Below are 22,240 nucleotides of genomic sequence, written 5' to 3'. Positions count from 1 at the left end.
CCCCCACGCCCCCGTGCGCGGGCGGACCCGGCCGCATCGTCGGGAACGGGTCCAAGCGGGGGTGCCTTCCCGCACCGCCTGGTCGGGTCACGGACTCCGTCGGCGCATGACATCCGTCATGCACGTCCCGTGCGGAGCACGCGGAAAACCCGTGACTGGTGGCACTCCGTCACGGCTCCGCTCCGGCCTAGGTTCGGGAGCATGAACCCCAACGACAGCCGTCACCCCGCCTGGTCGGCCCCTTGGCCGGCTGGCACACCGCACGCGGCCCCGGACGAGGGGGCGGCGCGCGCGTCCGCGTCCGCGCCGGCCCGTCCGACGGCGCCACGCCTGCGCCGCCGTGGTCCGCGGCCCGTCCCGCCGGGTGTGGAGTACCACCGCGTGCTCGCCGGGGACAAGCGGCGCATCGCGCGCGGCGTCCTCGCGATCGTGCTCCTGGTGGTGGGGATGTTCGCCTTCAGCATCGTCTTCTCCCAGGCCGCCGCCTTCGTCGACGCGCGGATGGGCAGGACCAACCCGGCGGCGGGCGGCACCGACTACACACCGCTCTACCACGGCGCGACCATGATCGCGCTCGCCCTGCTCATCCCGTGGAGCATGCTCCTCCAGCGGTGGCTCTACGGCGTGAGGGGCGCCTCACTGCACTCGGTGCTCTCCTGCTTCCGGCTCGCCGTGTTCGGCCGGGCGCTGCTGTTCATCGGCCCCTTCTGGCTGATCGCCGTCACCGTCATGAACGTCTCGACACCCCCCGACCAGACCCACTGGCCTGTAGCCGACCTGGTCGTCATGTTCGTCCTCACCCTCCTGCTGGTGCCCCTCCAGACGGCGGGCGAGGAGTACGGCCTGCGCGGACTGGTCTTCCGGGTCGCCGGGAGCTGGAGCAGGGGCCCGCGGGCCGGGCTGGTCGTCGGCGTCCTCGTCTCCAGCCTGGTGTTCACGACCATCCACGGTGCGGGGGATCCGTGGATCAACCTCTGGTACTTCGCGCTCGCCGTCAGCCTGGCCGTCATCACCTGGCGCACCGGCGGCATTGAGGTCGCGGTCGTCATCCACGCGCTGCTCAACACGCTCACCTTCCTCCTCACCATCACCCTGCACACCGACATCGGCGCTTCCATCGCGGACCGTTCGGCGGGCGCCGGGTCGCCCATTCTGCTCGTGCCCACCGTCACCGTCGCCGTGATCGCGCTCATGGTGTTCCTGCGTACGCGCGGGACGGGACCGGCCCTGACCCCCGAGCCCGCCCGGGCGCACCCGTAGGCGGCCGGGCGCCGCGCGGGGTCGGCGCCCGGCCCCAGCGGCGGCGGCCCGCGTTCCCCGCGCCTACCGGCCGGTGCTCCCGGGCCTTCGCCTGGCCAGGGGCCACCGCTGGGCCTCCCCCTCCTGAACGGGCTCCGCGCCGACCGGGTCCGGGGCGCCGACCGGGTCCGGGGCGTCGGCCGGTCGCGGCCACGGCTGCGTCCGCGTGCCCAGCCAGTGGGCGGCGCCGGCCGGGCCGGAGTGGGTCAGGGCCGCGCGGATCGCCTCCAGGGAGCCGCCGGTGCGGCCGGAGCCGGAGGAGGCCGGAGTCGTGTGTCGCTGCTGGTCATCGCTCATGTGGACCATCGTCTGACCGGTGTCCGGTATCGCATGGAATCGTTTGCCCGGGACCAGCCGGACGCGCGGCCCGCGCGGATCCCGACCGTGCGATGAGCATCGGCCGCCCCGGTCGGTGCGGCCGGTCAGTCCCGGAGGAGGCGTTCGACGAGGAAGCGCCAGCCGTCGATCAGGGGGTTGGGGGCGTCCGGCTCCGTGGGGACGGCCACCTCATCCGTCGACATGTACAGCATCAGGGGCCCCTCCAGCGCGGCGGTCAGCTGTACGGAGAGGCCGTACAGCTCGTCCGGGGGCAGACCGGCCAGGCCCAGGAGCATGCGGATGTGGGGCTGGGTCATGCTGACCGCGCCCGCAGGCACGGGCAGGGAGCGGTCCACGGCGGCCCGGGCGATCGCGTGGTGTTCCAGCAGGAAGGGGATGCGGGCGCTGCCGTAGGCGATCAGGCGTTCCGCGGGCTCGGCGCCCGGTCCCAGCGGCGGTGGTCCGGACAGGACCCGTTCCTGGAATCGGCGTTCGTCGTCGTCGAGCAGGGCCTCGAAGATGCCCGCGCGACTGCCGAAGCGGCGGAAGACGGTGCCCTTGCCCAGCCCCGCGCGTTCGGCGAGGCCGTCCATGGTCACCTGCTGTGTCCCGTGTTCGGCGATCATCGCGCGGGCCGTCTCCAGCAGGCGTTCGCGGTTGCGCGCGGCGTCCGCGCGTTCGCCGCGCTCCTTCCCGAAGGGCACCAGGGGCGAAGTCACACGGACAATCTACCCCGGGAACACTAAGCGGGGTAAAGTCCGTTTATAGTGGTGCGAGGGTCACCCGGACAGCTGGACCGTCCGGCCGTGTGGCCGTGCTCCGCGTACCGCGAACCCGAACACCCTTGGGGGAAGAGTCCGATGAACCTGTTCCGTCTGGACGCCAGCATCCTGCCGACCGTCTCCAGCAGCGCCGAGATCGCCGACCGGGTCGAGGCCGAATGGGCCGCCGCCCACCCGCAGGGCGCCGTCAACCGCCGCCACCTGGGCACCGACCCGCTGCCCGCCGACGCCTGGGCCCTGGCCACCGTCGGCGCCGGAACGGACGAGGCCGACCGCACCCCCGAACAGGTCCGGGCCCTGGCCCTGGCGGCCGAACTGGCCGCCGAACTCCAGGAGGCCGACGCGGTGGTCCTGGCCGTGCCGCTGTACAACTTCGGCGTCTCCCAGCACTTCAAGGCCTGGGCCGACCTGGTCATCGCGGGCGCGGGCGCCACCACCCCGCTGCTGAAGGGCACCCCCACCGTGCTGGCCACCACCCTGGGCGGCGGCTACGGCCCCGGCACCCCCCGCGAGGGCTGGGACCACTCCACCCCCTACCTGGAGCGCGTCGTCGGCGACATCTGGCAGGCCGACCTGACCCTCATCAAGCGCGAACTCACCCTGGCCGCGACCACACCGGGCATGGAGGCCCTCAAGGACCTCGCCCAGCAGGAGCACGACCGGGCCCTGGCCAGCGCCAGCGAGGCCGGCCGGGCGCTCGCCGCGCGCTGACGGCCCCGTCCGGCCGTCTCCGACGGCCCGAACACCGAGCCCGCCCGGGGCCGCCGACCACGTGATCCGTGTTCTCGGCGGCCCCGGGCGGCGTTCGTCCGGGTTCCTGAGGTGTGCTGGGGCTCCCGTCGGAGCTAACCCCGGGTCCGGTCGGAACGGCGCAGTCCCAGACGGCCGCGGGTGCAGACCGCGAGGAGCAGCGCGAGCAGGGCGACCACGGCGACCTCGGGAGCGCTCGCCGGGTCGCCCACGGCCACGGCCTTGACGCCCGAGACGACGTTGATCGCGGCGTGGGTGACGACCGCGGCGACCACGCCGCCGCGGGCGGAGTTGAAGACGTGGCCGAGGACCACCGTGAACCCGACGCAGAGCAGGGCGTAGGCGGGGAAGTACATCTGCGACTGGAGCGTGCCGGGCATGGCGAACAGGGGAGCGTGCCACATCGCCCAGACCGCGCCGAGCAGCACGTTCGCGGCCAGCGGGGAGAGCACGCCCTGGAGGCGGGGCAGCGCGAAGCCCCTCCACCCCAGTTCCTCGTTGCCGCCGCCGACCAGCGCGATGACCAGGAACTGGACGGGCAGGGTCGGCAGCGCCGCCCACAGCTGGGCCCCGTCCAGGGTCGACTGCCCCAGGTGCACCTGGATCGCGGCGGAGCCCGCGAGGGCCAGGACCACCAGCACGGTGATCAGGTAGGGCATGACGCCGCCCCTGCGTCGGAGCGAGTGCCGCCGGAAGAGCGCGCCCACGCCCCGGCGGCCCTGGGTGGCCGCGGTGACGACGGCCGCGGCCACCATCGGCCCGAAACCGCCGACGATCACGGCGGGCATCGGGTCGGCGCCGCCGAGGAGACGGGTGCCGAGCCACCAGGCCGTCCAGGAGAAGGCGAAGGCGATCACGAGGAAGGCGGTGAGCCCGCGGGGGTCGGTGACCGTCGTGCGGGACTGGTCGGGGGCCTCGGTGTGGAACTCGGAGGGGGTGGAGGACTGGGGGCGCGTCAGCGAGTGGTCGGTAGCCATGCCGAGGAACATACACTGTTGGATAGAAACCTACAACGTAGGATTCCCAGTATGCTGTCGGACATGGCCACTCCAGGATCCGACCAGCGGTTCGACAGCGTCTTCCACCGCCCGCAGCGCCGACGCCGGTCCCAGCCCGCCCTCAGCCGCGAACGCATCGTCGCGGCGACGATCGACCTGCTCGACCGCGAGGGGGCGTCCGCGCTGACCATGCGCAAGGTCGCCGCCGAACTCGGGGTGCACGCCACCAGCCTGTACTGGTACGTGGAACGCCGGGAGGACCTGGTGGACCTGGCCGTGGACGAGATCCTGGCCGGGGCCGCCTCCGTGCCGCCGCCCCCGGACGCCCCCTGGGACGAGGCGCTCAAGGAGACCGCCCTGCGGTTCTACGCGGCCCTGACCGCGCACACCTGGGCGGCCGAGTTCGCGGGCTCCCGGCCGCTGATCGGCCCGAACGCCGTCGCCCTGTCGAGGCGCGTCATCGAAGCGCTGGGGGAGTACGGCGGGGACGAGGAGGCACAGGCGGTCGCCATCCGGGCGGTGTCGAACCAGATCCTCGGCGCGGCCACCTCCGCCGTCGCCATGAGCGCGATGAAGTCCGACCGCGAGCAGGGGCACGAGGAGGCCGTCGCCGCCGCGGTGTCGGAGGCGGACGCCCTGGCCGTGGAGAACACCTACTTCGACCAGACGCTGGACCTGATCCTCGCCGGTATCAGGGCGCGACACGGGTCCTAGCGCGGTGAGCGCGAACGGTCGCCGGACCGGTCACGCGGTCCGGGACCGGGGCGCCCCCACGTGTCGTCCGCTCCGTGCCCGGGCACGTTCCCGACGCCGCGCGGTCAGCGCATCCGGACGCCGGTCGTCCGCGTCGGGCCACCGCGGACACGCGTGCGACTTCCGCCCCGCCCTTTCCGGCCGCCCGGGCTATGATGCGGCTCCGGGTCGCCGGAATCCTTGGAGAAGACGCGTGAGTGACGTGGGCATCGGCACCGGCAGAGTGGTCGTGAACAGGGCGATGTCACTGGACGGCTTCATCGCCGGACCCGGGCATGCGATGGACTGGGTCTCCGACTACCTGACCGCGGACGCGGTCCCGGAGGTCATGGCGGCCACGGGCGCCATGCTCGTCGGCCGGGGAACCTACGAGGTCGCCAAACGTATGGCCGACCAGGGCGCCGCCTACGACGGGGGACCGCAGTTCGTCCTCACCCACGAGCCCCCCGACGAGCCGGACCCCACCGTCACCTTTCTCACCTGTGGACTCGAAGAGGCCGTCGCCACGGCACGCGGCGCCGCGGGCGACAGGAACCTGGAGATCCTCGGCGCGGACGTGGCCGCCCAGTGCCTGCGGCGCGGGCTCGTCGACGAGGTCCTGGTGTACGTCCTGCCGGTGCTGCTCGGCGACGGCGTCCGCTTCACGCCCCCGGGCCTCGGCAGGATCGATCTGGAGCCTTTCGGCAACACCCAGTCCGGCGCCGTCACGACGCTGCGCTTCCGCGTGCGGAAGTAGGCGCGGCTCTTCGACAGTTGGGCCCTGTTCCGGGTTCGGGTTCCCGTGCGCGCCCCGCACGGTGGTGACCGAACGGCCCCGCGCTCGTCACGGAGGAGGGGCGTGTTCCCCGGCACCGGCGCGGGGCGGTGCGCGGGGTTGCACCTTCCGTAGCGGCATGTGGTCTGGTGGACCCACGTCCCGGTCCCCTGAGGAAAGCCACCCTGCTCATGCCCCTGTCCTTCACGCCGCCCCGCCGGGTCAAGATCGGCGACGCGGCGGCCTTCGTCGGCAGCACGCCGCGGGCGATCCGCCACTACCACGAGATCGGCCTGCTCCCCGAGCCCGAGCGGGGCGTCGACGGCCGCCGCCGCTACGGGTACGAGGACATGATCCGCCTGCTGTGGATCCGCAGGATGGCCGACGCCGGGATCGCCCTGGACGACATCCGCGACTCCTTCACCACCGGCACGGCTTCCGCCGACGCCGACGCCGACGCCGTCGGCGCAGACGGTATCGCGGGCATCCTGGAGCGGTTGGAGGAGAGCCTCGCCGATCAGGAGGCGGAACTGCGGCGGCAGCGGGCCGCCGTGCGGCGGATGCGCACCGAAGGCAGCCGTATGGGCCTGCTCTCCGACTTCGTCACCCAGCGCCTCAAGAGCCTGCCCGAGGGCTCCCTGCGCCAGGCGGACCTGGACGATCTGCTGGTCACCGAGCGGGTCTTCGGCCCGCTCGGCGCGGCCGTCCGGGCCGGCCGCTTCATCGCCCTGGCCACGCGTCCCGCTCTGCGGGAGGAGTCCGACCGCCTCGATGACGCCGAGGAGGCACTCGACGACAGCGTCGCCGTCGATGATCCGCGGGTGGCTCGGGTGGCCGCCGAACGGCACGCCTTCGAAAGCACCCTGCACGCCGTCATCGAGGAGTCGGGCCTGGGGGAGGAGGACGACGCCCTCTTCGACGCCTGGGACGCTCTGCACCCCGCTCCCGCCGATGACGAGGCCGACCCCGGCTCCGGCAGTCGGGAGCCGGGCTCCATGAGCGCGTTCGAAGCCTTCGGCAAGATGCCCTACGACTTCTCCCCGGCCCGGCAGCGCTGTATGGAACTGGCCGGGGAACTGTCCGCCCGGGACTCACCCGCCGCCTGAGGCACGGCCCGGACGCCGGTCCGGGGGTGGAGAGGGCCCGCGACCGCGCCCGGCAAGGGGCCACCACCGGTTCTGAGCCGCCCGCCGGGACCGGGGGAACGCGGCCCGCCCGGGCCCGGCGGCGGCGTCGCGGACGCCGTGCGATCCGCCGGACCGGGCGGGCCCACCGGCAGTCGGGCCGCTAGGCGCGGATGTTGACGTCCACGCAGGCGTAGAAGGCGTTACCGGTGTCGGCGACGTTCCACCTGGCCAGCAGCGTGTGCCGTCCGCTGTACCCCGACAGGTCCACGGTGTGGCTGAACGACCACGGCGGACGGGCGCCGTGGTCGTTGAACACGGCCACACGGTGGTTGCCGATGAAGTACTCCCAGGTGGAGGTCGAGTGCGCGGCCGTGATGGTCCACTCGAAGGTCTGGACGCGGCCGACGTCGGTCACCCGCCAGCCCCGGCTGTTGTCGTTCAGCTCGGCGAAGCGGCCGACGCCGCCGTTGCACTGCATGAGCCCCTTGGGGCCCTCCACGCTCTGCGGCTCCCACTGGATGCCGCCGCACTGGACGATGCCCGCGGCGCACTGGGCCTGGCGGCTCATCGGGTTGGAGATGTAGCCGTGGGCGTTGGCCGTGCCCGCGGGCATGAGGCCGAGGAACAGGGTGGTGGCGGCGGCCAGCGCCGCCGCGGTGCGGAAACGGTGCCGGTTGCGGGGGCGGGGGGTGTCGGACTTGCGGTTCAGCATGTGCGGGTCCTTCGGTCATGGATCGCGCCCCGGCGCGCAGGGCCGGGACGGTAGCGGGAATCCGTCGGGGGAGACCCGGGCCGGTACCTGCCCGGGGCGAAGGCGAGCGCTCGTGACTGCGGGGGGAGGGCCACGGGCGTCGGGTCCCTGAGGACGCGGCGCCCGGAGTCCCTCTGGAACAGGGGTTTCCCGCTCGGGGAGGCCGGTAAGCGGGCCGTGACGAGGAGTCGGGTCCCCCGGCCGCGGCCGGGTGCGGGGGCCGACCGGACCGGCCGCAGGACCGGTCGGGGCCGCTCGCCGGGCGGTACGGGAGGGACCCCCGGACACGTGCGGACGGGAGCTGGAAGGACCCGGCCCCGCCGCGCGTGTGGTCCGCACCGGCCGGAGGTGGACCAATCCCGGCACGGCGGGGAGACGGCATTAGACCTCACCCGGAGGCCACTGTTTCCTTCCCTCTCCTTCCTTTTCCCTTCCTGGAACCGAGTCCTCCCCCGGTTTTCGGCACCGCGTTCGGCCCGGGCCCCGGGCCCGCCCGCTGCACCCCGCCTGCGCTCCGACCGCCGCCGACGCCCCCGGGTAACCGTCCGCCCGCCGCTGCGCCCGCGCACACCGCCGCGCCACGCCGCCGTCCATGGGGTGCCCGACCGCAGGCGGGCGATCCGTGAAGATGGCGCGGTGGACTTCCGAAACCGGTGACCCGGTGATCCGCCTCCCGTCGGCACCGCCCCCGGGGAGCCGCTTCCGGTACCGCACGAACGAGAGGTGAAACGGTGGCCACCGACGGAGGGCAGCACCGTCCGGACCGCGAACCGGAGCCGGAAGCCGAGCCGGAACCGGAAACCGGACCGGAGACCCCCGAGGAGGCGGAGCGCGGTCCGAGCCGTCTCAAACCGGTCGTGTTCTACGGCGCGTCCGCGCTGATCGTCGCGCTCTCGGTCTGGGCGATCGTCGCGCCCACGCACGCCGGGAACACCATCGGCACCGTCGTGACGTGGATCACCGAGGTGTTCGGCTGGTACTACTTCCTCGCCACCACCCTCTACCTCGGGTTCGTGGTGGTCATCGCGCTCTCCCGCTACGGCAGGGTCAAGCTCGGTCCCCAGCACTCCAAGCCGGACTACGGGGTGTTCGCGTGGGCGGCCATGCTGTTCGCGGCGGGCATCGGCATCGACCTGCTGTTCTTCTCCGTCTCCGGGCCGGTCAGCCACTACCTGGCGCCGCCCGAGGGCGACGCGCAGACCGTCGAGGCGGCCCGCCAGGCCGTGGTGTGGACCCTCTTCCACTACGGCGTGACCGGGTGGGCGATGTACGCGCTGATGGGCATGGCCCTGGGCTACTTCTCCTTCCGCTACCACCTGCCCCTGGCCATCCGCTCGGCCCTGTACCCGCTGATCGGCAGGCGCATCCACGGCCCGGTCGGCGACGCGGTCGACCTGGCGGCCGTCATCGGCACGATCTTCGGCATCTCCGTGTCGCTCGGCATCGGTGTCGTGCAGCTCAACTACGGGCTCAACTTCCTCTTCGGCGTCCCCGAGGGCGTCGCGGCCCAGCTCGGCCTGATCATCGTCGCCGTGCTCGTGGCCACGATGTCGGCGGTGGCGGGCGTGGACCGGGGCATCCGGCGGCTGTCCGAGATCAACGTCGTGCTCGCCGTCGTCCTGATGCTGTACGTGCTGGTCTTCGAGGACCCCCTCTACCTGCTCAACGCCCTGGTCCTCAACATCGGCGACTACCTCAGCCGCTTCCCCTCCATGACGCTGAACACCTTCGCCTACGACCCGCCGACCGACTGGCTCAACGCCTGGACGCTGTTCTTCTGGGCCTGGTGGATCGCCTGGGCTCCGTTCGTGGGGATGTTCCTCGCCCGGATCTCGCGCGGCCGCACCATCCGGCAGTTCGTGGCGGCGACGCTGGTGGTCCCGCTCCTGTTCACGCTGACCTTCCTGTCCTTCTTCGGCAACAGCGCGCTGAGCGTCGTGCGCGAGGGCGGCGCCGCGTTCGGCCAGACCACCATGAACCACCCCGAACAGGGCTTCTACGCGCTGCTCGCGCAGTACCCGGGCGTCCTGTTCAGCGCCGGGCTGGCCACGGTCGTCGGACTGCTCTTCTACGTCACCTCCGCCGACTCCGGCGCGCTGGTGATGGGCAACCTCAGCTCCCACCTGCCGACGCCGCTCACCGACGCCTCCCCGTGGCTGCGCGTCTTCTGGTCGGCGGCGACCGGCCTGCTCACCCTCGCCATGCTCCTGGTCGGCGGGGTGGACACGCTGACCAGCGCGACCATCATCATGGGCCTGCCGTTCTCGTTCGTGATGTTCGTGATCATGTGGGGCCTGTTCAAGGCGCTGCGGGTCGAGAAGTTCCGCAAGGACGCCTTCCGAACCACCCTGTCCTCGTCGCTGTCGGACCGGACCGCGGCCGACCGGCGGGGGCCCGAACGCAACTGGCGGCAGCGGATCAAGCGGGCGGTGAGCTTCCCCGGCAGGCGGGCGGCCGAGCGGTTCGTCCGCGACGTGTGCCGCCCGGCGTTCCGGGACGTCGCCGAGGAGCTGCGCGAACACGGCGCGGAGGCGTCGGTGAGCGAGGGGGTGGACGAGGCCGTCGGCATCGCCTACCTGGAGCTGCGGGCGCCGATGGGCGAGGAGGAGGAGTTCAGCTACCGGGTGTGGCCGATGGAGGTGCCCACCCCCGCGTTCGCCATGCGCTCGCTCGCCGAGCACGACACCTACGTGCGCTTCGAGGTCTACCTCACCGAGGGAAGCCAGGGCTACGACGTGATGGGCTACACCAAGGAACAGCTCATCGGCAACATCCTCGACGAGTACGAGCGGCACCTGGAGTTCCTGCGGCTGCACCGGGAGGCGACCTCGGGCTCCGCGCTTCCCGACCACGGGCCGGGCACCGCCGACGTCCAGGACACCGAGGAGCGCTGAGAGCGCTCGCCAGGAGGTACCGCGTCCGGTCCGGCCGGAAGCGTTGCCGGTGCGGCACAAGGGTTTGACCTGCGGTGGTCCTGTGCTCGTCGCGGGTCCGGGCGGTCGAACCCCGCCACGGGAGCGAGACCGCGACGGACGGGGCGGACCGCACGGCTGGGGGGCGGTGTCCGGGAGGCGTCCGAGTGACATCCGAAATGTCGGGCCGCACGCGTAGCCTCGTCGCGGATCCGCGGGCGGCGCCCCCGGCCGCCCTCCCCGAACCCCCTCACCGCAGGAGCCTTCCATGCACGAGCACCCGACCGTCCGCGTCTTTCGCACCGAGCGGCAGCGGGCCCAGACGGGGGAGTGGCTGGCCGACCACCGGCTGGTGGTCGGGTTCGAACCCGGAGGGGCCGTGCCGCTGGCCCAGCTCGGCTGGCGCGACCTCGACGGCGCGGAGGCCGTGGTCGGGTTCGAACCCGGCATGACCGCGTTCACCGGCACGCGGACCACCGCGGACGGCGCGTCCCACGCCTGGCGGGGACGGCTGGTGGAGCGGCTCGCCGACCGCCCCGTCCACAGGTTCGGCGTCGAGGGCGTGGACGTGGAGGAGGAACTGCGGCTGCTCATCGAGGACGGCGGCTCCCCTGCCGCGCGGGTCACCTGGGCCGACCGCGAGGGCGGCGGCGGTGCGGTCGCCCTGCGCACCATCGCCCTGGAGGAGGCCGGGAGCGGGGAGGAGGTCACCGGCGGGGTGCGCGAGGTGCGGGCGGGCAACGAGCACACGAGGGCGGGCGAGGTCGCCGCCAACCTCCTCGACGACACCTCCTCCAAGTGGCTGAGCTGGCGCGACGCCGACTGGCTGGAGTTCACCATGGCCGAACCCGTCAGCGTCCGGCACTACGTCCTGGTCTCCGCCAACGACTTCGCCGACCGCGACCCCCGGAACTGGACTCTCCAGGGGTCGGCGGACGGCCGGACGTGGGTCACGCTCGACACCCGCTCCGACGAGTTCTTCCCCGGCCGCCACCACGCCCGCGACTTCCACGTCACGGACCCGGCCGCGGACACCCCCTACCGGCACCTGCGGCTGGAGATCACCGGCAACTGCGGCGGCTCGGAGATCCAGCTCAACCGGGTGCGCTTCTTCTCCGAGGGCCGCACCTACGAGGCGTTCGACGGACACCGCTACACGGCGGGCGGCGCGCCCTCCCCGTACGGGGGCACCGTGCGGGACCTGCTGGCCCGCGTCCCGGCCACCGCCGAGCAGTGGCGGGCCTACCTGGCCGGGTACAGCGCGGACATGCTGCGGGTCCTGACCGAGGACGAACTCCCCGGGACCACCGCGGAGCAGCGCGCCGCCTCCTGGCTGGGCCACGACGGCGCACCCGGGGAGCGGATCGCGGAGCTGGAGGAGCGGCTCGGCAGGCGGCTGCCGCCCGGCTACCGCGCCTTCCTGGAGGCGTCCGACGGCTGGGGACCCGCGAGCGCCTTCGTGTACGGCCTGCGCTCCACCGCCACCGTCGGCTGGGCGGCCGACCTGGAGGACGAGTGCGGTGTGGACGAGTCCCTCGCGGCGCGGGAGGGCGGGCCCGCCGGGCCGCTGCTGCTGGTCTCGGACGAAGGGGGCGCCCAGGACTGGGTGCTGGACGCGGGCGACGTCTCCCCCGACGGCGAGTGGGCCGCCTACGCCTGGGCGGGCTGGAACCCCGGCCCGGGGGAGCGCCACCGCTCCTTCGCCGACCTCGTGGCCGCCGAACGCGCCTCGTTCGAGGAACTGCTCGGTGCGGAGGGGCGCCCGGTGCGCCCGGAGGGGGCGCGCGAACTCCTGGCGCGGGGACGCCGGGCCGCCCTGGAGGGCCGGGTGGAGGAGGCGCTCGGCGCCCTGCGCCGGGCCAAGGAGAAGGGGTCGGGCGCCGCCGCCTACCTCGAAGTGGTCCTCGCGGCCTTCCTCGACGTGCGGGGGGCGCACCACAGGCTGCGCGGCCTGCTGCACCGCCCCCACGTGGTCGCCGAGGTCGGCACCGGGCGGATCGAGGCCGAGGCGGTGCCGCTCTACCTGCACAGTGCCGGTCTGGACACGCCCGGCGGCGCGGCCTACGCCGACCGCGCCCTGGCCGGGGCCGTGCCCGGTCTGACCGTCCCCTCCAGCGAGGCCGAGCGGCGGGAGTGGCTGGCCTCCCACCGGCTGCCGGAGCCGCCCGCCTTCGAGCGCGCCCTCGACACGGCCCGCGGACTGGCCGCCCGCGGCGCCACCGACGAGGCCTGGGCCGTCATCGAGGGGGCCCTGCCCGGGTGGTACCCCCTGGAGCCGAACCGGATCGCCCCGGTGGTCCTGCTCACCGACCCCGCGCTCCGCGAGGTGGTCACCCCCGCCCGCGCCCGGGAGGCGGTGTTCACCCCGCGCGGCCTCACGTCCGCCGCCGGGGAGGCGGCGCGCAGGACCGGGGGCGCGGACGGCCCCGCCGCGTCCGGGGGCTCCGGTCGGGTTCCGGCCCGCCGCGACCCCCGCTGACCGGCCCGTGCCCGCCCGCGCCGTCCCGGGAACAGGGGGAGCGGCGCGGGCGGGCGCGGATCAGTCCTGTTCCAGGTCGCGCAGGTACTCGGCGAACTTCTCCAGGCCGTCGATGTTGCGCGGACCGGAGATGCCCTCGTTGTAGTCCATGACGAAGAAGTCCTCCTCGACCACCGCCGGGACCTCGGCCATCGCGGGGAACGAGGTCAGGAAGTCGATCTTCTCCTGCGCGGGCTGGTCGCCGTAGTCGAGGATGATGACGACCTCCGGCTCGGCCTCCACCACCGCCTCCCAGCCGACCTGGGTCCAGCGCTCGTCGAGGTCGGCGAAGACGTTCTCACCGCCCGCGTGGCTGATGATGTCGTTGGGCGGGACCTGGCTGCCCGCGGTGAAGGGCTGGTCGGTGCCCGAGTCGTAGAGGAACACGGGGACCGGGTCGCCCGCGGGGGCCTGCTCCTCCACGGCGGCCACCCGCGCCCGGTAGTCGGCGACGAGCTCCCCGGCGCGGTCCTCGACCCCGAAGATCTGCCCCAGCCGCTCCAGGTCCGTGTACAGGCCCTCGAACGGGGCGACCTCCTCGGGATGCCCCGGGTAGTTGAAGCAGGACTCGGTGTGCATGAAGCTCTGGATGCCGAGACCGTCCAGGATCTCGGGGGTGATCCCCCGCTCCTCGCTGAACCCGGAGTTCCACCCGGCGACGACGAGGTCGGCCCCGGCGTCCACGACGAGCTCCCGGTTGAGCAGGTCGTCGCTGAGGAACTCCACCTGGGCGTACTCCTCGGCCCAGGGGGACTCCTCCACCGGCGGGTTGGCGGGCGGCATGACGTACCCGTGCACGTGGTCGGTGAGGCCGAGGGCGAACAGCTTGTCGGCGCTCCCGGCCTCGTAGGCCACGACGCGCTGCGGGGTGGTGTACTCCACCTCCTCGCCGCACCGCCGCACGGTGACCGTGCCCGCGGCCGAGGCCTCCTGCCCTTCCTCGACCTGGGCTCCGCACCCGGTGACCAGGACGGCCACGGCGGTCAGGGGGAGCAGGGAGCGGTGGGACGCGCGGGTCCCAGGGGATGTCCGGTGTTTCACTGGAGGCCTTTCTCGACGGCGGGGAGGAGCCGGTACAGCAGCTGGGGGTCCCCGGTCAGGGGATGGGGGACGACGGAGGCCTCGATGCCGAAGACCTCCAGGAGCAGGGCGGGGGTCAGGACCTGGTCGGGAGCGCCCGCGGCCACCAGTCGGCCCTCGTGGAGCACACCGATCCGGTCGCAGGCCGCCGCGGCCAGGTTGAGGTCGTGCAGGACCACCAGGACGGTGAGCCCCGAGTCCCGGAGCAGGGACAGCAGCGCGATCTGGTGGCGGATGTCCAGGTGGTTGGTGGGCTCGTCCAGGACCAGCACGCTGGGCTCCTGGACCAGGGCGCGGGCCACCAGCACCCGCTGGCGCTCGCCCCCGGACAGCTCCATGACGCCCCTGTGGGCCAGGTGGGCCACCTCCAGGCGCTCCATGGCCCGGCGGCACAGGTCGCGCTCGCGCGCGTCGAGCGGCTGGTTGCCGCGCAGGTGCGGGGCGCGCCCCAGGGCGACGACCTCCTCCACCGTGAAGTCGAGGTCGCTGCCGCTCTCCTGGGTCAGGGCGGCCACCCGCTGGGCGCTCCGGCGCAGACTCAGGGAGGACAGGTCCTCGTCCCCGACCCACACGGTCCCGCCGCTGGGGCGCAGCGCCCGGTAGACGCAGCGCAGGGCCGTGGACTTGCCCGAGCCGTTGGGGCCGACCAGTCCCACGACCTGTCCCGCGGGCACGTCCAGGGAGAGGCTCTCCACGATCCGGGCGCCGCCGAGTTCGACGGACAGCCCGTCCAGGCGCAGGTCCATCATCGTCCTCCGAACAGGTAGCCGCGGCGGCGCATGAGGCCCAGGAACACCGGTACGCCGATCAGGGCGGTGATGACGCCCAGGGGGAGTTCGCGCGGGGCCACCACCACGCGGGAGAAGAGGTCCACCCAGACCATGAGGAGCGCGCCCAGCAGCGGGGCGACGGTGAGCACGCGCCGGTGGTCGGCGCCCACCGCGATCCGCACGATGTGGGGGATGACCAGGCCGACGAAGCCGATCGCGCCGCTGACGGCGACCATGGCCCCGGTCATGACCGCGGTCACCGCGAACAGGATCCTGCGCTGACCGGCCGCGTCCACGCCCAGGCTCGCCGAGGTCTCGTCGCCCAGGGCCAGCACGTCGAGCGGGCGCGCGAGGCCGCGCAGCACGAGGATGCCCAGGACCACCACGACGGCCACCACGGGCAGGGAGCTCCAGGTGGCCGCGCCGAAGCTCCCCATGGTCCAGAAGAGCACGGTGGCGGTGGCCTCGCTGCTCGGCGCCAGGTAGACGATCACGCTCATCACGGCCTGGAAGCCGAAGGAGAGCGCCACCCCGGTGAGCACCAGCCGCAGGGGGGTGACCCCCGTGGGGGAGCGGGCGACGAGGTGGACGAGCAGCGTCGCGCCCAGCGCGCCCAGGAAGGCCCCGGCGGAGACCGCGTGGATACCGAGCGCGGACAGCGCGCCCAGCACGCTGACCAGCACCGCACCGACGGAGGCGCCGGAGGAGACCCCCAGGATGTAGGGGTCGGCGAGGGCGTTGCGGACCATGGCCTGGACGGCCACGCCCACGACCCCCAGACCGGCGCCGACGACGGCGGCGAGCAGGACCCGGGGGGTGCGGATCTGCCAGATGATCTGGTAGCGGACCACCTCGTCGGCCTGGATCACGCCCCCGCTCAGGGCCGCCCACAGGTAGCGCACCGTCTCGGCCGGGGGGACCACCGCCGATCCCAGGCCGATGGCCAGCACCGCGGAGACCGCGAGGAGGACGCCGAGGACGATCGCGGCGGTGGCCGTGCCCGCCCGCGTGGCCAGCCATCTGACCCCGGCCGGGCCGGTTCGCCCGGACGCCGCGCCGTCGGACGCCGCGTCCTCGGGCGCCGGGCGCGTCCTGCCAGGAGGGAGGGACACGTGCCTCACCTGGTTTCTCCTCCCGCTGGGTCAGCAAAAACGATAATGGTTTTCATATTAGGGCAAAGCCGGTTCCGCCGGAACGGCCGGGAGAGGATGTGTGCACACGGCGACCCCTTTGTCCGGAACCGGCTCGGGCGTGCACGCGGGGTCGGCCGCCGGAGCGGGTGCGCGCGGCGGCCGTCCCGGCGGGATCGCGGGGCTCCGACCTGGGCGAGGGCCGTCCCGCCGCTGGTCGCGGGCCGCGGCGGCCCCCGTCTCAGATTCGGTCGATAGCGCCTGACCGGAAGGCTGTGGACGGCAGGGCCGATTCCGGTGCGCCGATGTGCCGGACTCTCCCGTATCGCCCTGGTGTGCCCTGCGGTCCACGACGGGACGGGGCGACCGGGGGTTACCCCTGCGCACTCTCCGGAAACGATCAGCGACGATCCGTAGTCGAACCCGAAGGAGGCTCGCGTGCGCGCCGCCGTGGGCATCACCGCCGCCGTCCTGTCCACCGCCCTGCTGGCGCACGCCGCCGCGCACGCCGCCGAGGCGGTCCCGCTCGCCGTCGCCGTCGCCGGACTTCCCGTCACCGACGAGAACCGGCAGGGGTACGACCGCTCCCTGTTCCCGCACTGGGTCGACGCCGACCGCGACGGCTGCAACACCCGCGCCGAGGTCCTGATGGAGGAGGCCGTCGTCATGCCCGAGGTCGGTGAGCGGTGCCGCCTGAGCGGCGGGCAGTGGGAGTCCTACTACGACGGGCGCGCCCACACCGAGGCCCGTGCCCTGGACATCGACCACATGGTGCCCCTGGCCGAGGCCTGGGACTCGGGCGCCTCGGAGTGGACCACCGACCGGCGCCGCGACTACGCCAACGACATGGGCGAACCGGTCGCGCTGGTGGCGGTCACCGCGGCGCAGAACCGCTCCAAGGCCGACCAGGACCCCGCCCAGTGGCTGCCCGCCTCACCGGAGGCGCACTGCCGCTACGTCACCGAGTGGACCACGGTCAAGGTCCGCTGGGGCCTGACGGTGGACCCGGCCGAGCACGAGGCGCTCGTCTCCCTCGCCGCGGACTGCCCCGACGCCGTGGTCGAGGCCGAGGCGGCCTGACCCGGTCCGGGGCGGGGCGGCCCGCACGGGGGCCCGGCGGATCCCGCCCGGGCCGGGACGCGCCCGGGAGACGGAAGCTGGCTGGCCAGGTGGCGCGTGGGAGCGCGTTCATCGCCGGGAGGGTTGGCCCAGCGTGATACACACGCTACCGAACGTGAAAAGGAAAGCCGCGTTCTCTACATCCCTCAGACCATGTGGAGGAAACACCGCATGACCCTGCCCTGTCACAACCCCGCGGTGGGCGCGCGAGCAGCCTCCGCCCTGGACCTGAGCCGGGCCCGCGACCTCCCCGGGGAGGCGCTGTGAGACGTGAGGCCGTCGTCACCGGCATCGGCGTGGTGGCGCCCGGAGCGATCGGCGCGGCCGCGTTCTGGGAGATGCTCACCGCGGGACGCACAGCCACCCGCCACGTCACCCTGTTCGACGCGTCCGACTTCCGCTCCCGGATCGCCGCCGAGGTCGACTTCGACCCCCTCGCGCACGGCCTGGACGAGCGCCAGGCCGAGCGCATGGACAGGTACGTGCAGTTCGCCGCCGTCGCCACCGCCGAGGCGCTGGCCGACAGCGCCCCGCCCCTGTCCGAGGTCTCACCCTGGCGCGTGGGCGTGAGCATGGGGACGGCGGTCGGCGGCACCACCCGCCTGGAGAGGGACTACGTCCGGATGAGCCGGGGCGGCGCCGACTGGGTCGTCGACCCCGAGGCCGCCTCGCCGCACCTGTACCGGGCGGTGACGCCCAGCGCCCTGTCCGGCGAGATCGCCGAACTTGTCGGCGCGCGCGGACCGGTGCGCACGGTCTCCACCGGCTGCACGTCCGGCCTGGACGCCGTCGGCTACGCCGCCCAGGCCATCGAGGACGACCTCGCCGACGTGGTCGTCGCGGGAGCGGCCGAGTCGCCGATCTCGCCCATCGCCATGGCCTGCTTCGACGCCATCAGGGCGACCTCGGACAGCAACGACGACCCCGCGCGGGCCTCCCGTCCCTTCGACCGCGAGCGCAACGGCTTCGTCATGGGCGAGGGCGCGGCCGTCCTCATCCTGGAGGAGGCCTCGATCGCCCGCCGCCGGGGCGCGCGGATCCGCTGCCGGGTGGCGGGCTTCGCCAACCACGGCAACGCCTTCCACATGACCGGCCTGCGCCGCGAGGGGCAGGAGATGGCGCGGGCCATCACCACCGCCCTGGACCAGGCGCGGCGCCCGGCCACCGACGTGGACTACGTCAACGCCCACGGATCGGGCACCGTGCAGAACGACCGCCACGAGACCGACGCCGTCAAGCGCTCCCTGGGCGAGCACGCGCGGCGGGTGACCATGTCCTCCATCAAGTCGATGGTGGGGCACTCGCTGGGCGCGATCGGCTCCATCGAACTGGCCGCCTGCGTGCTGGCCATGGACACCGGCGTCGTGCCGCCGACCGCCAACCTGAGCACGCCCGACCCCGAGTGCGACCTGGACTACGTGCCGGTGACCGCGCGCGAACGGCGCACCGACGTGGTGCTCTCCGTGGGCAGCGGCTTCGGCGGCTTCCAGTCCGCCGTCGTCCTCGACCGGGGCAGCGAGGTGCGCGTATGAGCACGGTGATCACCGGACTCGGCACGGTCTCGCCCGCCGGGGTGGGCGTCCCGGAGTACTGGGAGGCGGTCCGGGAGGGGCGCTCGCTCCTCGCGCCGATCCCCGACTTCGACACCGACGGCTTCCACGTGCGCGTGGGCGGGAAGATCCCCGGCTTCGACCCGCACGACCACCTCGACGGCCGCTACGTCGTCCAGACCGACGCCTTCAGCTGGTTCGCGATGGTCGCGGCCGGTGAGGCCCTGCGCGACTCGGGGCTGGACCCCGCCGCCGACCCCTACGCGGTCGGCGTGCTGATCTGCAGCTGCACGGGAGGCGTCGAGTTCGGCCAGCGCGAGATCGAGGCCCTGTGGAGCAGGGGTCCCGACCACGTCGGCCCCTACCAGTCCATCGCCTGGTTCTACGCGGCGAGCACCGGACAGATCTCCATCAGCAACGGCCTCAAGGGCATGTGCGGGGTGCTGGTCACCGACGAGCCGGGCATGCTCGACGCCCTGGGCCAGAGCGAACGGGCCCTGCGGCGCGGGACCTCCGCGATGCTGGTCGGCGGCAGCGAGGCCCCGATCGGCTCCCCGTTCGCGCTGGCCTGCCACGCGGGGGCCGAGGTCCTCAGCCGCGGCGAGGACCCCCGCACGGCCTACCTCCCCTTCACCGAGGGGGCGGGCGGCCACGTCCCGGCCGAGGGCGCGGCCGTCGCCGTGGTGGAGGACGAGGCCGCCGCGCGTGCGCGCGGCGCCAGGATCCGGGCCCGGGTCGCGGGGCACGCGAGCACCTTCGGCGGGGTCGGCGCGTTCGACCCGGGCGGCGCCGGACTCCTGCACGCGGCGCGGGAGGCGATGCGCCGGGCCGCCGTCGCCCCCGAGGACGTGGACGTGGTCTTCGCCGACGCGGTGGGCACGCCCAAGGCCGACGCCGACGAGGCCGCCGTGCTGCGCGAGCTGTTCCCGGACGGGGTGGCCGTCACCGCGCCCAAGACCGGCTTCGGACGCGCCTACGCCGGGGCGGGCGCGCTGGACGTGGCCGCCGCCGTCCTGAGCCTGGAACACCAGGTCGTGCCGCCCACACCCAACGTCCCCGACGCGCCCAGCGGCCTCGACCTGGTGGTCCGGGTGCCGCGCGCCGCGCGCCTGCGCACCGCTCTGGTCCTGTCGCGCGGCCTGGGCGGCGGCAACTCCGCCGCCGTCCTGACCCGACCCGACCCGGTCTGACCCGCGCCAGGCCGACGAACAGACCCGCACCCGGCACGCGGACCGACACCTGGCGCGGCACGCGTACCGGGACCCGAACCGACACACGAGATTTCGAGGAGACCCATGTCCGACAGACACATCGAGATGGAGGAGCTGGTGGAACTCATGTCCGCCTGCGCCGGCGTCCGGACCGACGCCGCCACCGCCTCCGCGAGCACCTTCGACGAACTGGGGATCGACTCCCTGGGCGTCATGGGCATCGTCGCCGAGATCGAGCGCCGTGTCGGCCGCAAGCTCGGGGCGGACGCCGAGGCGTCGCCCTCCCCTGCAGCGCTGTCCACCCTCGTCAACGGGGGCGTCGCGGCCCCCGCGAAAGGAATGTGATCCCGTGCCCGGAAGCATCGAGCACAGCGTCGTCATCGACGCGCCCTACGACTTCGTCTGGGAACTGACCAACGACGTCGCCTCCTGGCCCCAGATCTTCACCTGGCACTCCTCGGTGGAGATCCTGGAGCAGGACGGCGACACCACGCGCTTCCGCGTCACCAAGCAACCCGACAAGCAGGGGCGCGTGTGGAGCTGGGTGTCCGAGCGCACCGTGGACCGCGAGGCGGGGGAGGCCTGGTCCCACCGCGTCCAGACCGAGGGCTTCGAGTACGTGCGGATCCACTGGAACTACGAGCAGGTTCCGGAGGGTGTGCGCCTGACCTGGAGCTACCAGTTCGCCATGAGGCCCGACGCGCCCTTCGACGACGAGCAGATGACCGTCAAGTACAACCAGAACGTTCCGACCGAGATGGAGCACATCAAGAGGAACGTCGAGGCGGCGGCGCGGGCCCGGATGGAGGAGGCCACCACCTGAGCGGCGCCCGCTGACCGGTGCCCGCCGTGACCGCGGCCGCCCCCGTGCGCAGCGCTCGGGGGCGACCGCGGTCGCCTTTACCCGTTAGGGGTAGGGGGTAGGGCGGGGGCGGTCGGGGACCTCCGGAGGGCGGCCCTACCCTGGTGGAGTCGGTCCGGACGGGATCCCGGGCCCCGAACGGAACCCGCCGTGCGCGGCGGAGTGCGAGGGGGAGGAGAGGCTGGTGGCGAGCACGTACGCCCTTGTCCCACCGCTCCTTCCGCGTGGCGCGGCGCCCACGGTGGGAGCCGTGGGCAGGGTCGCGCGCGGGCGCTCCGCGCACCCCGGCCTGGCCTGGGTGCGGATGCTGCTCCTGGTGTCCGTGCTGCTCGGTGTGGCGGGAATGCACACCCTGGGGCACGCGTCCACGGACACGGAGCACGCCTCTCCCGTCTCCACCGCCTCGGTCGTCGCGCACGCCGATCCCGTTCCGGAGGCGCACGCCGCCGCTGGCGGGTACTCCGACCCGGACGCGCACGCCGCCTCCCCCGTCACCGACCCGACGACGATGTGCCTGGCGGTGGCCGCCCTGGTGGCCGCCCTCGTCGGGCTGGCCGCCGTGGTCTTCCTCCCCTGGCCGGGAGCGCTGCCGAGGCCGCCGTCCCCGCCGCTCCGGCGGGCGGTGCGCGTGGCGCCGCCCGAACCCCCGTGTCTGGCGAAGTTACAGGTGCTGAGGGTGTAGATGCCCCTCCCGGGTGGTGCGGTGGCCCCACGCGCCCCGACACCCGGTCCCGAGCCCTGTCCACCTCGCCGTGGCGCCCCGCGCCATGAGCGAAGAAGCCATGAAGAAGGACCCAATGACCACGCAGTTCCGTACCCGCGCGTTCCCGGCGGCTCCGGCGGCACTGGCCGCCGCCCTGTTCCTCGCCTCCTGCGGTGGCGGGGAGGCCCCCGACCCCGCGCCCGGGTCCGCCGAGCAGTCGGCGGCCGAGCAGCCGACGGCCGAGTTCAACGACGCCGACGTCGTGTTCGCCCGGATGATGATCCCCCACCATGAGCAGGCCGTGGAGATGTCCCGGCTCGCCGAGGACCGGGCGGGGGAGGAGGTCGCGGCCCTCGCGGCCGAGATCGAGGCCGCCCAGGGGCCCGAGATCGAACAGCTCCGGGGGATGCTGGACGCCTGGGGGGTCGAGCCCGAGGGCGACGGGGAGCACCACGGCATGTCCGGGATGATGACCGAGGAGCAGATGGCGGAGCTGGAGCGGGCCGAGGGGGAGGCCTTCGACACGCTGTTCCTGGAGCTGATGATCGCCCACCACCGGGGCGCGGTCCGGATGGCCGAGGACCAGCTGGAGAACGGCGTCGATCCCGAGGCCGGTGAGCTGGCCCGGGAGGTCGTCGACGCCCAGGAGGCCGAGATCGAGGAGATGGAGGCGATGCTCGGCCGAGGTGGCGGCTCCGGGGAGGACGGCGCCGGACAGGACGGTTCCGGACAGGACGCCGAGGGGGACCACGGCGGTCACTGACCCGGCCCGGCCCGCGGCGGGCGCCGGGACCGCCCGGCGCCCGCACCGGCCCCCGGGTTTGCCCCGACGCCCGCCGGTTAGTGGGAGTGC

The 22,240-nt window shown here is 73.7% G+C and carries 21 protein-coding genes; 14 read left to right on the top strand and 7 right to left on the bottom strand.

The features are described from left to right. Nucleotides 1–201: 201 nt before the first annotated feature. Nucleotides 202–1,260, top strand: coding sequence for a CPBP family intramembrane glutamic endopeptidase (locus tag EV372_RS07605; protein ID WP_130395420.1), 1,059 nt, complete (start codon nt 202–204; stop codon nt 1,258–1,260). A gap of 63 nt (nt 1,261–1,323) precedes the next feature. Here the strand turns inward: EV372_RS07605 and EV372_RS29005 are convergent, their stop codons facing one another. Together EV372_RS29005 and EV372_RS07595 are read right to left on the bottom strand one after the other, a co-directional pair. Beyond that, on the bottom strand, nt 1,324–1,596 hold the full coding sequence (locus EV372_RS29005; RefSeq protein ID WP_156095257.1) for a hypothetical protein: 273 nt from the start codon (nt 1,594–1,596) through the stop codon (nt 1,324–1,326). A 125-nt stretch (nt 1,597–1,721) separates the two neighbouring features. Further along, nucleotides 1,722–2,336, bottom strand: a complete 615-nt coding sequence (locus EV372_RS07595) for a TetR/AcrR family transcriptional regulator (RefSeq protein ID WP_130395418.1) — start codon at nt 2,334–2,336, stop codon at nt 1,722–1,724. Between the two features lie 141 nt (nt 2,337–2,477). Between EV372_RS07595 and EV372_RS07590 the strand changes: the two genes are divergently transcribed. Beyond that, nucleotides 2,478–3,110, top strand: coding sequence for an NAD(P)H-dependent oxidoreductase (locus EV372_RS07590; RefSeq protein ID WP_130395417.1), 633 nt, complete (start codon nt 2,478–2,480; stop codon nt 3,108–3,110). 134 nt (nt 3,111–3,244) lie between these two features. On the opposite strand, the gene EV372_RS07585 is transcribed toward EV372_RS07590, so the two are convergent. Continuing rightward, entirely contained in the window at nt 3,245–4,138 is an 894-nt protein-coding gene (locus EV372_RS07585) for a type II CAAX endopeptidase family protein (RefSeq protein WP_130395416.1), read from the bottom strand. Between the two features lie 39 nt (nt 4,139–4,177). On the opposite strand from EV372_RS07585, the gene EV372_RS07580 reads away from it, so the two are divergent. The 3 genes from EV372_RS07580 (at nt 4,178) to EV372_RS07570 (ending at nt 6,760) form a co-directional block, all read left to right on the top strand. Continuing rightward, nucleotides 4,178–4,861, top strand: coding sequence for a TetR/AcrR family transcriptional regulator C-terminal domain-containing protein (locus EV372_RS07580; protein WP_165435968.1), 684 nt, complete (start codon nt 4,178–4,180; stop codon nt 4,859–4,861). Nucleotides 4,862–5,093: 232 nt separating this feature from the next. Next, nucleotides 5,094–5,636: a dihydrofolate reductase family protein gene (locus tag EV372_RS07575; protein ID WP_130395414.1), complete on the top strand. Its 543-nt coding sequence runs from the start codon at nt 5,094–5,096 to the stop codon at nt 5,634–5,636. A 209-nt stretch (nt 5,637–5,845) separates the two neighbouring features. Continuing rightward, nucleotides 5,846–6,760, top strand: a complete 915-nt coding sequence (locus EV372_RS07570) for a MerR family transcriptional regulator (RefSeq protein ID WP_071622849.1) — start codon at nt 5,846–5,848, stop codon at nt 6,758–6,760. A 181-nt stretch (nt 6,761–6,941) separates the two neighbouring features. On the opposite strand, the gene EV372_RS07560 is transcribed toward EV372_RS07570, so the two are convergent. Continuing rightward, nucleotides 6,942–7,493 (bottom strand): lytic polysaccharide monooxygenase auxiliary activity family 9 protein, encoded by a 552-nt coding sequence (locus tag EV372_RS07560; protein WP_019607819.1) that lies wholly within the window; start codon nt 7,491–7,493, stop codon nt 6,942–6,944. A gap of 770 nt (nt 7,494–8,263) precedes the next feature. Here EV372_RS07560 and betT point away from each other — a divergent pair. Together betT and EV372_RS07550 are read left to right on the top strand one after the other, a co-directional pair. Then, on the top strand, nt 8,264–10,426 hold the full coding sequence (gene betT / locus EV372_RS07555; RefSeq protein ID WP_130395413.1) for a choline BCCT transporter BetT: 2,163 nt from the start codon (nt 8,264–8,266) through the stop codon (nt 10,424–10,426). A gap of 286 nt (nt 10,427–10,712) precedes the next feature. Beyond that, on the top strand, nt 10,713–12,923 hold the full coding sequence (locus tag EV372_RS07550) for a discoidin domain-containing protein (protein ID WP_130395412.1): 2,211 nt from the start codon (nt 10,713–10,715) through the stop codon (nt 12,921–12,923). Nucleotides 12,924–12,983: 60 nt separating this feature from the next. Here EV372_RS07550 and EV372_RS07545 read toward each other — a convergent pair whose 3' ends face one another. The 3 genes from EV372_RS07545 to EV372_RS07535 are packed head-to-tail and all read right to left on the bottom strand — an operon-like array spanning nt 12,984 to nt 15,933. Further along, entirely contained in the window at nt 12,984–14,003 is a 1,020-nt protein-coding gene (locus EV372_RS07545; RefSeq protein WP_130395411.1) for an ABC transporter substrate-binding protein, read from the bottom strand. Beyond that, nucleotides 14,000–14,788, bottom strand: a complete 789-nt coding sequence (locus EV372_RS07540; protein WP_117197876.1) for an ABC transporter ATP-binding protein — start codon at nt 14,786–14,788, stop codon at nt 14,000–14,002. The genes EV372_RS07545 and EV372_RS07540 overlap by 4 nt, the downstream gene beginning before the upstream one ends. Beyond that, nucleotides 14,788–15,933: a FecCD family ABC transporter permease gene (locus tag EV372_RS07535; protein WP_197044375.1), complete on the bottom strand. Its 1,146-nt coding sequence runs from the start codon at nt 15,931–15,933 to the stop codon at nt 14,788–14,790. Before EV372_RS07535 ends, EV372_RS07540 begins: the two co-directional genes overlap by 1 nt. Nucleotides 15,934–16,380: 447 nt before the next feature. On the opposite strand from EV372_RS07535, the gene EV372_RS07530 reads away from it, so the two are divergent. The 7 genes from EV372_RS07530 to EV372_RS07500 all read left to right on the top strand — a co-directional run bounded on the left by EV372_RS07530 (nt 16,381) and on the right by EV372_RS07500 (nt 22,150). After that, nucleotides 16,381–17,022, top strand: a complete 642-nt coding sequence (locus tag EV372_RS07530) for an HNH endonuclease family protein (protein WP_130395409.1) — start codon at nt 16,381–16,383, stop codon at nt 17,020–17,022. A gap of 302 nt (nt 17,023–17,324) precedes the next feature. Beyond that, nucleotides 17,325–18,593 carry a beta-ketoacyl-[acyl-carrier-protein] synthase family protein gene (locus EV372_RS07525; protein ID WP_130395408.1) on the top strand — a complete coding sequence of 423 codons (1,269 nt, stop codon included), beginning with the start codon at nt 17,325–17,327 and terminating at the stop codon, nt 18,591–18,593. Next, nucleotides 18,590–19,801, top strand: coding sequence for a beta-ketoacyl synthase N-terminal-like domain-containing protein (locus EV372_RS07520; RefSeq protein ID WP_130395407.1), 1,212 nt, complete (start codon nt 18,590–18,592; stop codon nt 19,799–19,801). The genes EV372_RS07525 and EV372_RS07520 overlap by 4 nt, the downstream gene beginning before the upstream one ends. Before the next feature lie 105 nt (nt 19,802–19,906). Then, the gene (locus tag EV372_RS07515; protein WP_130395406.1) at nt 19,907–20,167 is read left to right on the top strand and encodes an acyl carrier protein; all 261 of its coding nucleotides are present in this window, start codon (nt 19,907–19,909) and stop codon (nt 20,165–20,167) included. 4 nt (nt 20,168–20,171) lie between these two features. Continuing rightward, complete coding sequence (locus EV372_RS07510; RefSeq protein WP_130395405.1) at nt 20,172–20,645, top strand: SRPBCC family protein; 474 nt, start codon at nt 20,172–20,174, stop codon at nt 20,643–20,645. A 289-nt stretch (nt 20,646–20,934) separates the two neighbouring features. Next, nucleotides 20,935–21,366, top strand: a complete 432-nt coding sequence (locus EV372_RS07505; protein WP_253795212.1) for a DUF6153 family protein — start codon at nt 20,935–20,937, stop codon at nt 21,364–21,366. A 115-nt stretch (nt 21,367–21,481) separates the two neighbouring features. Next, the gene (locus tag EV372_RS07500; protein ID WP_130398809.1) at nt 21,482–22,150 is read left to right on the top strand and encodes a DUF305 domain-containing protein; all 669 of its coding nucleotides are present in this window, start codon (nt 21,482–21,484) and stop codon (nt 22,148–22,150) included. The last annotated feature ends 90 nt before the right edge of the window (nt 22,151–22,240 follow it).

This window comes from Nocardiopsis sp. CNZ308 (assembly GCF_004217075.1).
The sequence above is the reverse complement of the archived record's forward strand: the minus strand, read 5'-3'. Positions and strand labels throughout refer to the sequence as shown.

What these genes read in the sequence shown, in the direction of transcription:
- EV372_RS07585 (WP_130395416.1), bottom strand. Translation starts at nt 4,138, where the DNA reads ATGTTCCTCGGCATGGCTACCGACCACTCGCTGACGCGCCCCCAGTCC.
- EV372_RS07605 (WP_130395420.1), top strand. Translation starts at nt 202, where the DNA reads ATGAACCCCAACGACAGCCGTCACCCCGCCTGGTCGGCCCCTTGGCCG.
- EV372_RS07560 (WP_019607819.1), bottom strand. Translation starts at nt 7,493, where the DNA reads ATGCTGAACCGCAAGTCCGACACCCCCCGCCCCCGCAACCGGCACCGT.
- EV372_RS07500 (WP_130398809.1), top strand. Translation starts at nt 21,482, where the DNA reads ATGACCACGCAGTTCCGTACCCGCGCGTTCCCGGCGGCTCCGGCGGCA.
- EV372_RS29005 (WP_156095257.1), bottom strand. Translation starts at nt 1,596, where the DNA reads ATGAGCGATGACCAGCAGCGACACACGACTCCGGCCTCCTCCGGCTCC.
- EV372_RS07590 (WP_130395417.1), top strand. Translation starts at nt 2,478, where the DNA reads ATGAACCTGTTCCGTCTGGACGCCAGCATCCTGCCGACCGTCTCCAGC.
- EV372_RS07550 (WP_130395412.1), top strand. Translation starts at nt 10,713, where the DNA reads ATGCACGAGCACCCGACCGTCCGCGTCTTTCGCACCGAGCGGCAGCGG.
- EV372_RS07580 (WP_165435968.1), top strand. Translation starts at nt 4,178, where the DNA reads ATGCTGTCGGACATGGCCACTCCAGGATCCGACCAGCGGTTCGACAGC.
- EV372_RS07515 (WP_130395406.1), top strand. Translation starts at nt 19,907, where the DNA reads ATGTCCGACAGACACATCGAGATGGAGGAGCTGGTGGAACTCATGTCC.
- EV372_RS07570 (WP_071622849.1), top strand. Translation starts at nt 5,846, where the DNA reads ATGCCCCTGTCCTTCACGCCGCCCCGCCGGGTCAAGATCGGCGACGCG.
- EV372_RS07540 (WP_117197876.1), bottom strand. Translation starts at nt 14,788, where the DNA reads ATGGACCTGCGCCTGGACGGGCTGTCCGTCGAACTCGGCGGCGCCCGG.
- EV372_RS07520 (WP_130395407.1), top strand. Translation starts at nt 18,590, where the DNA reads ATGAGCACGGTGATCACCGGACTCGGCACGGTCTCGCCCGCCGGGGTG.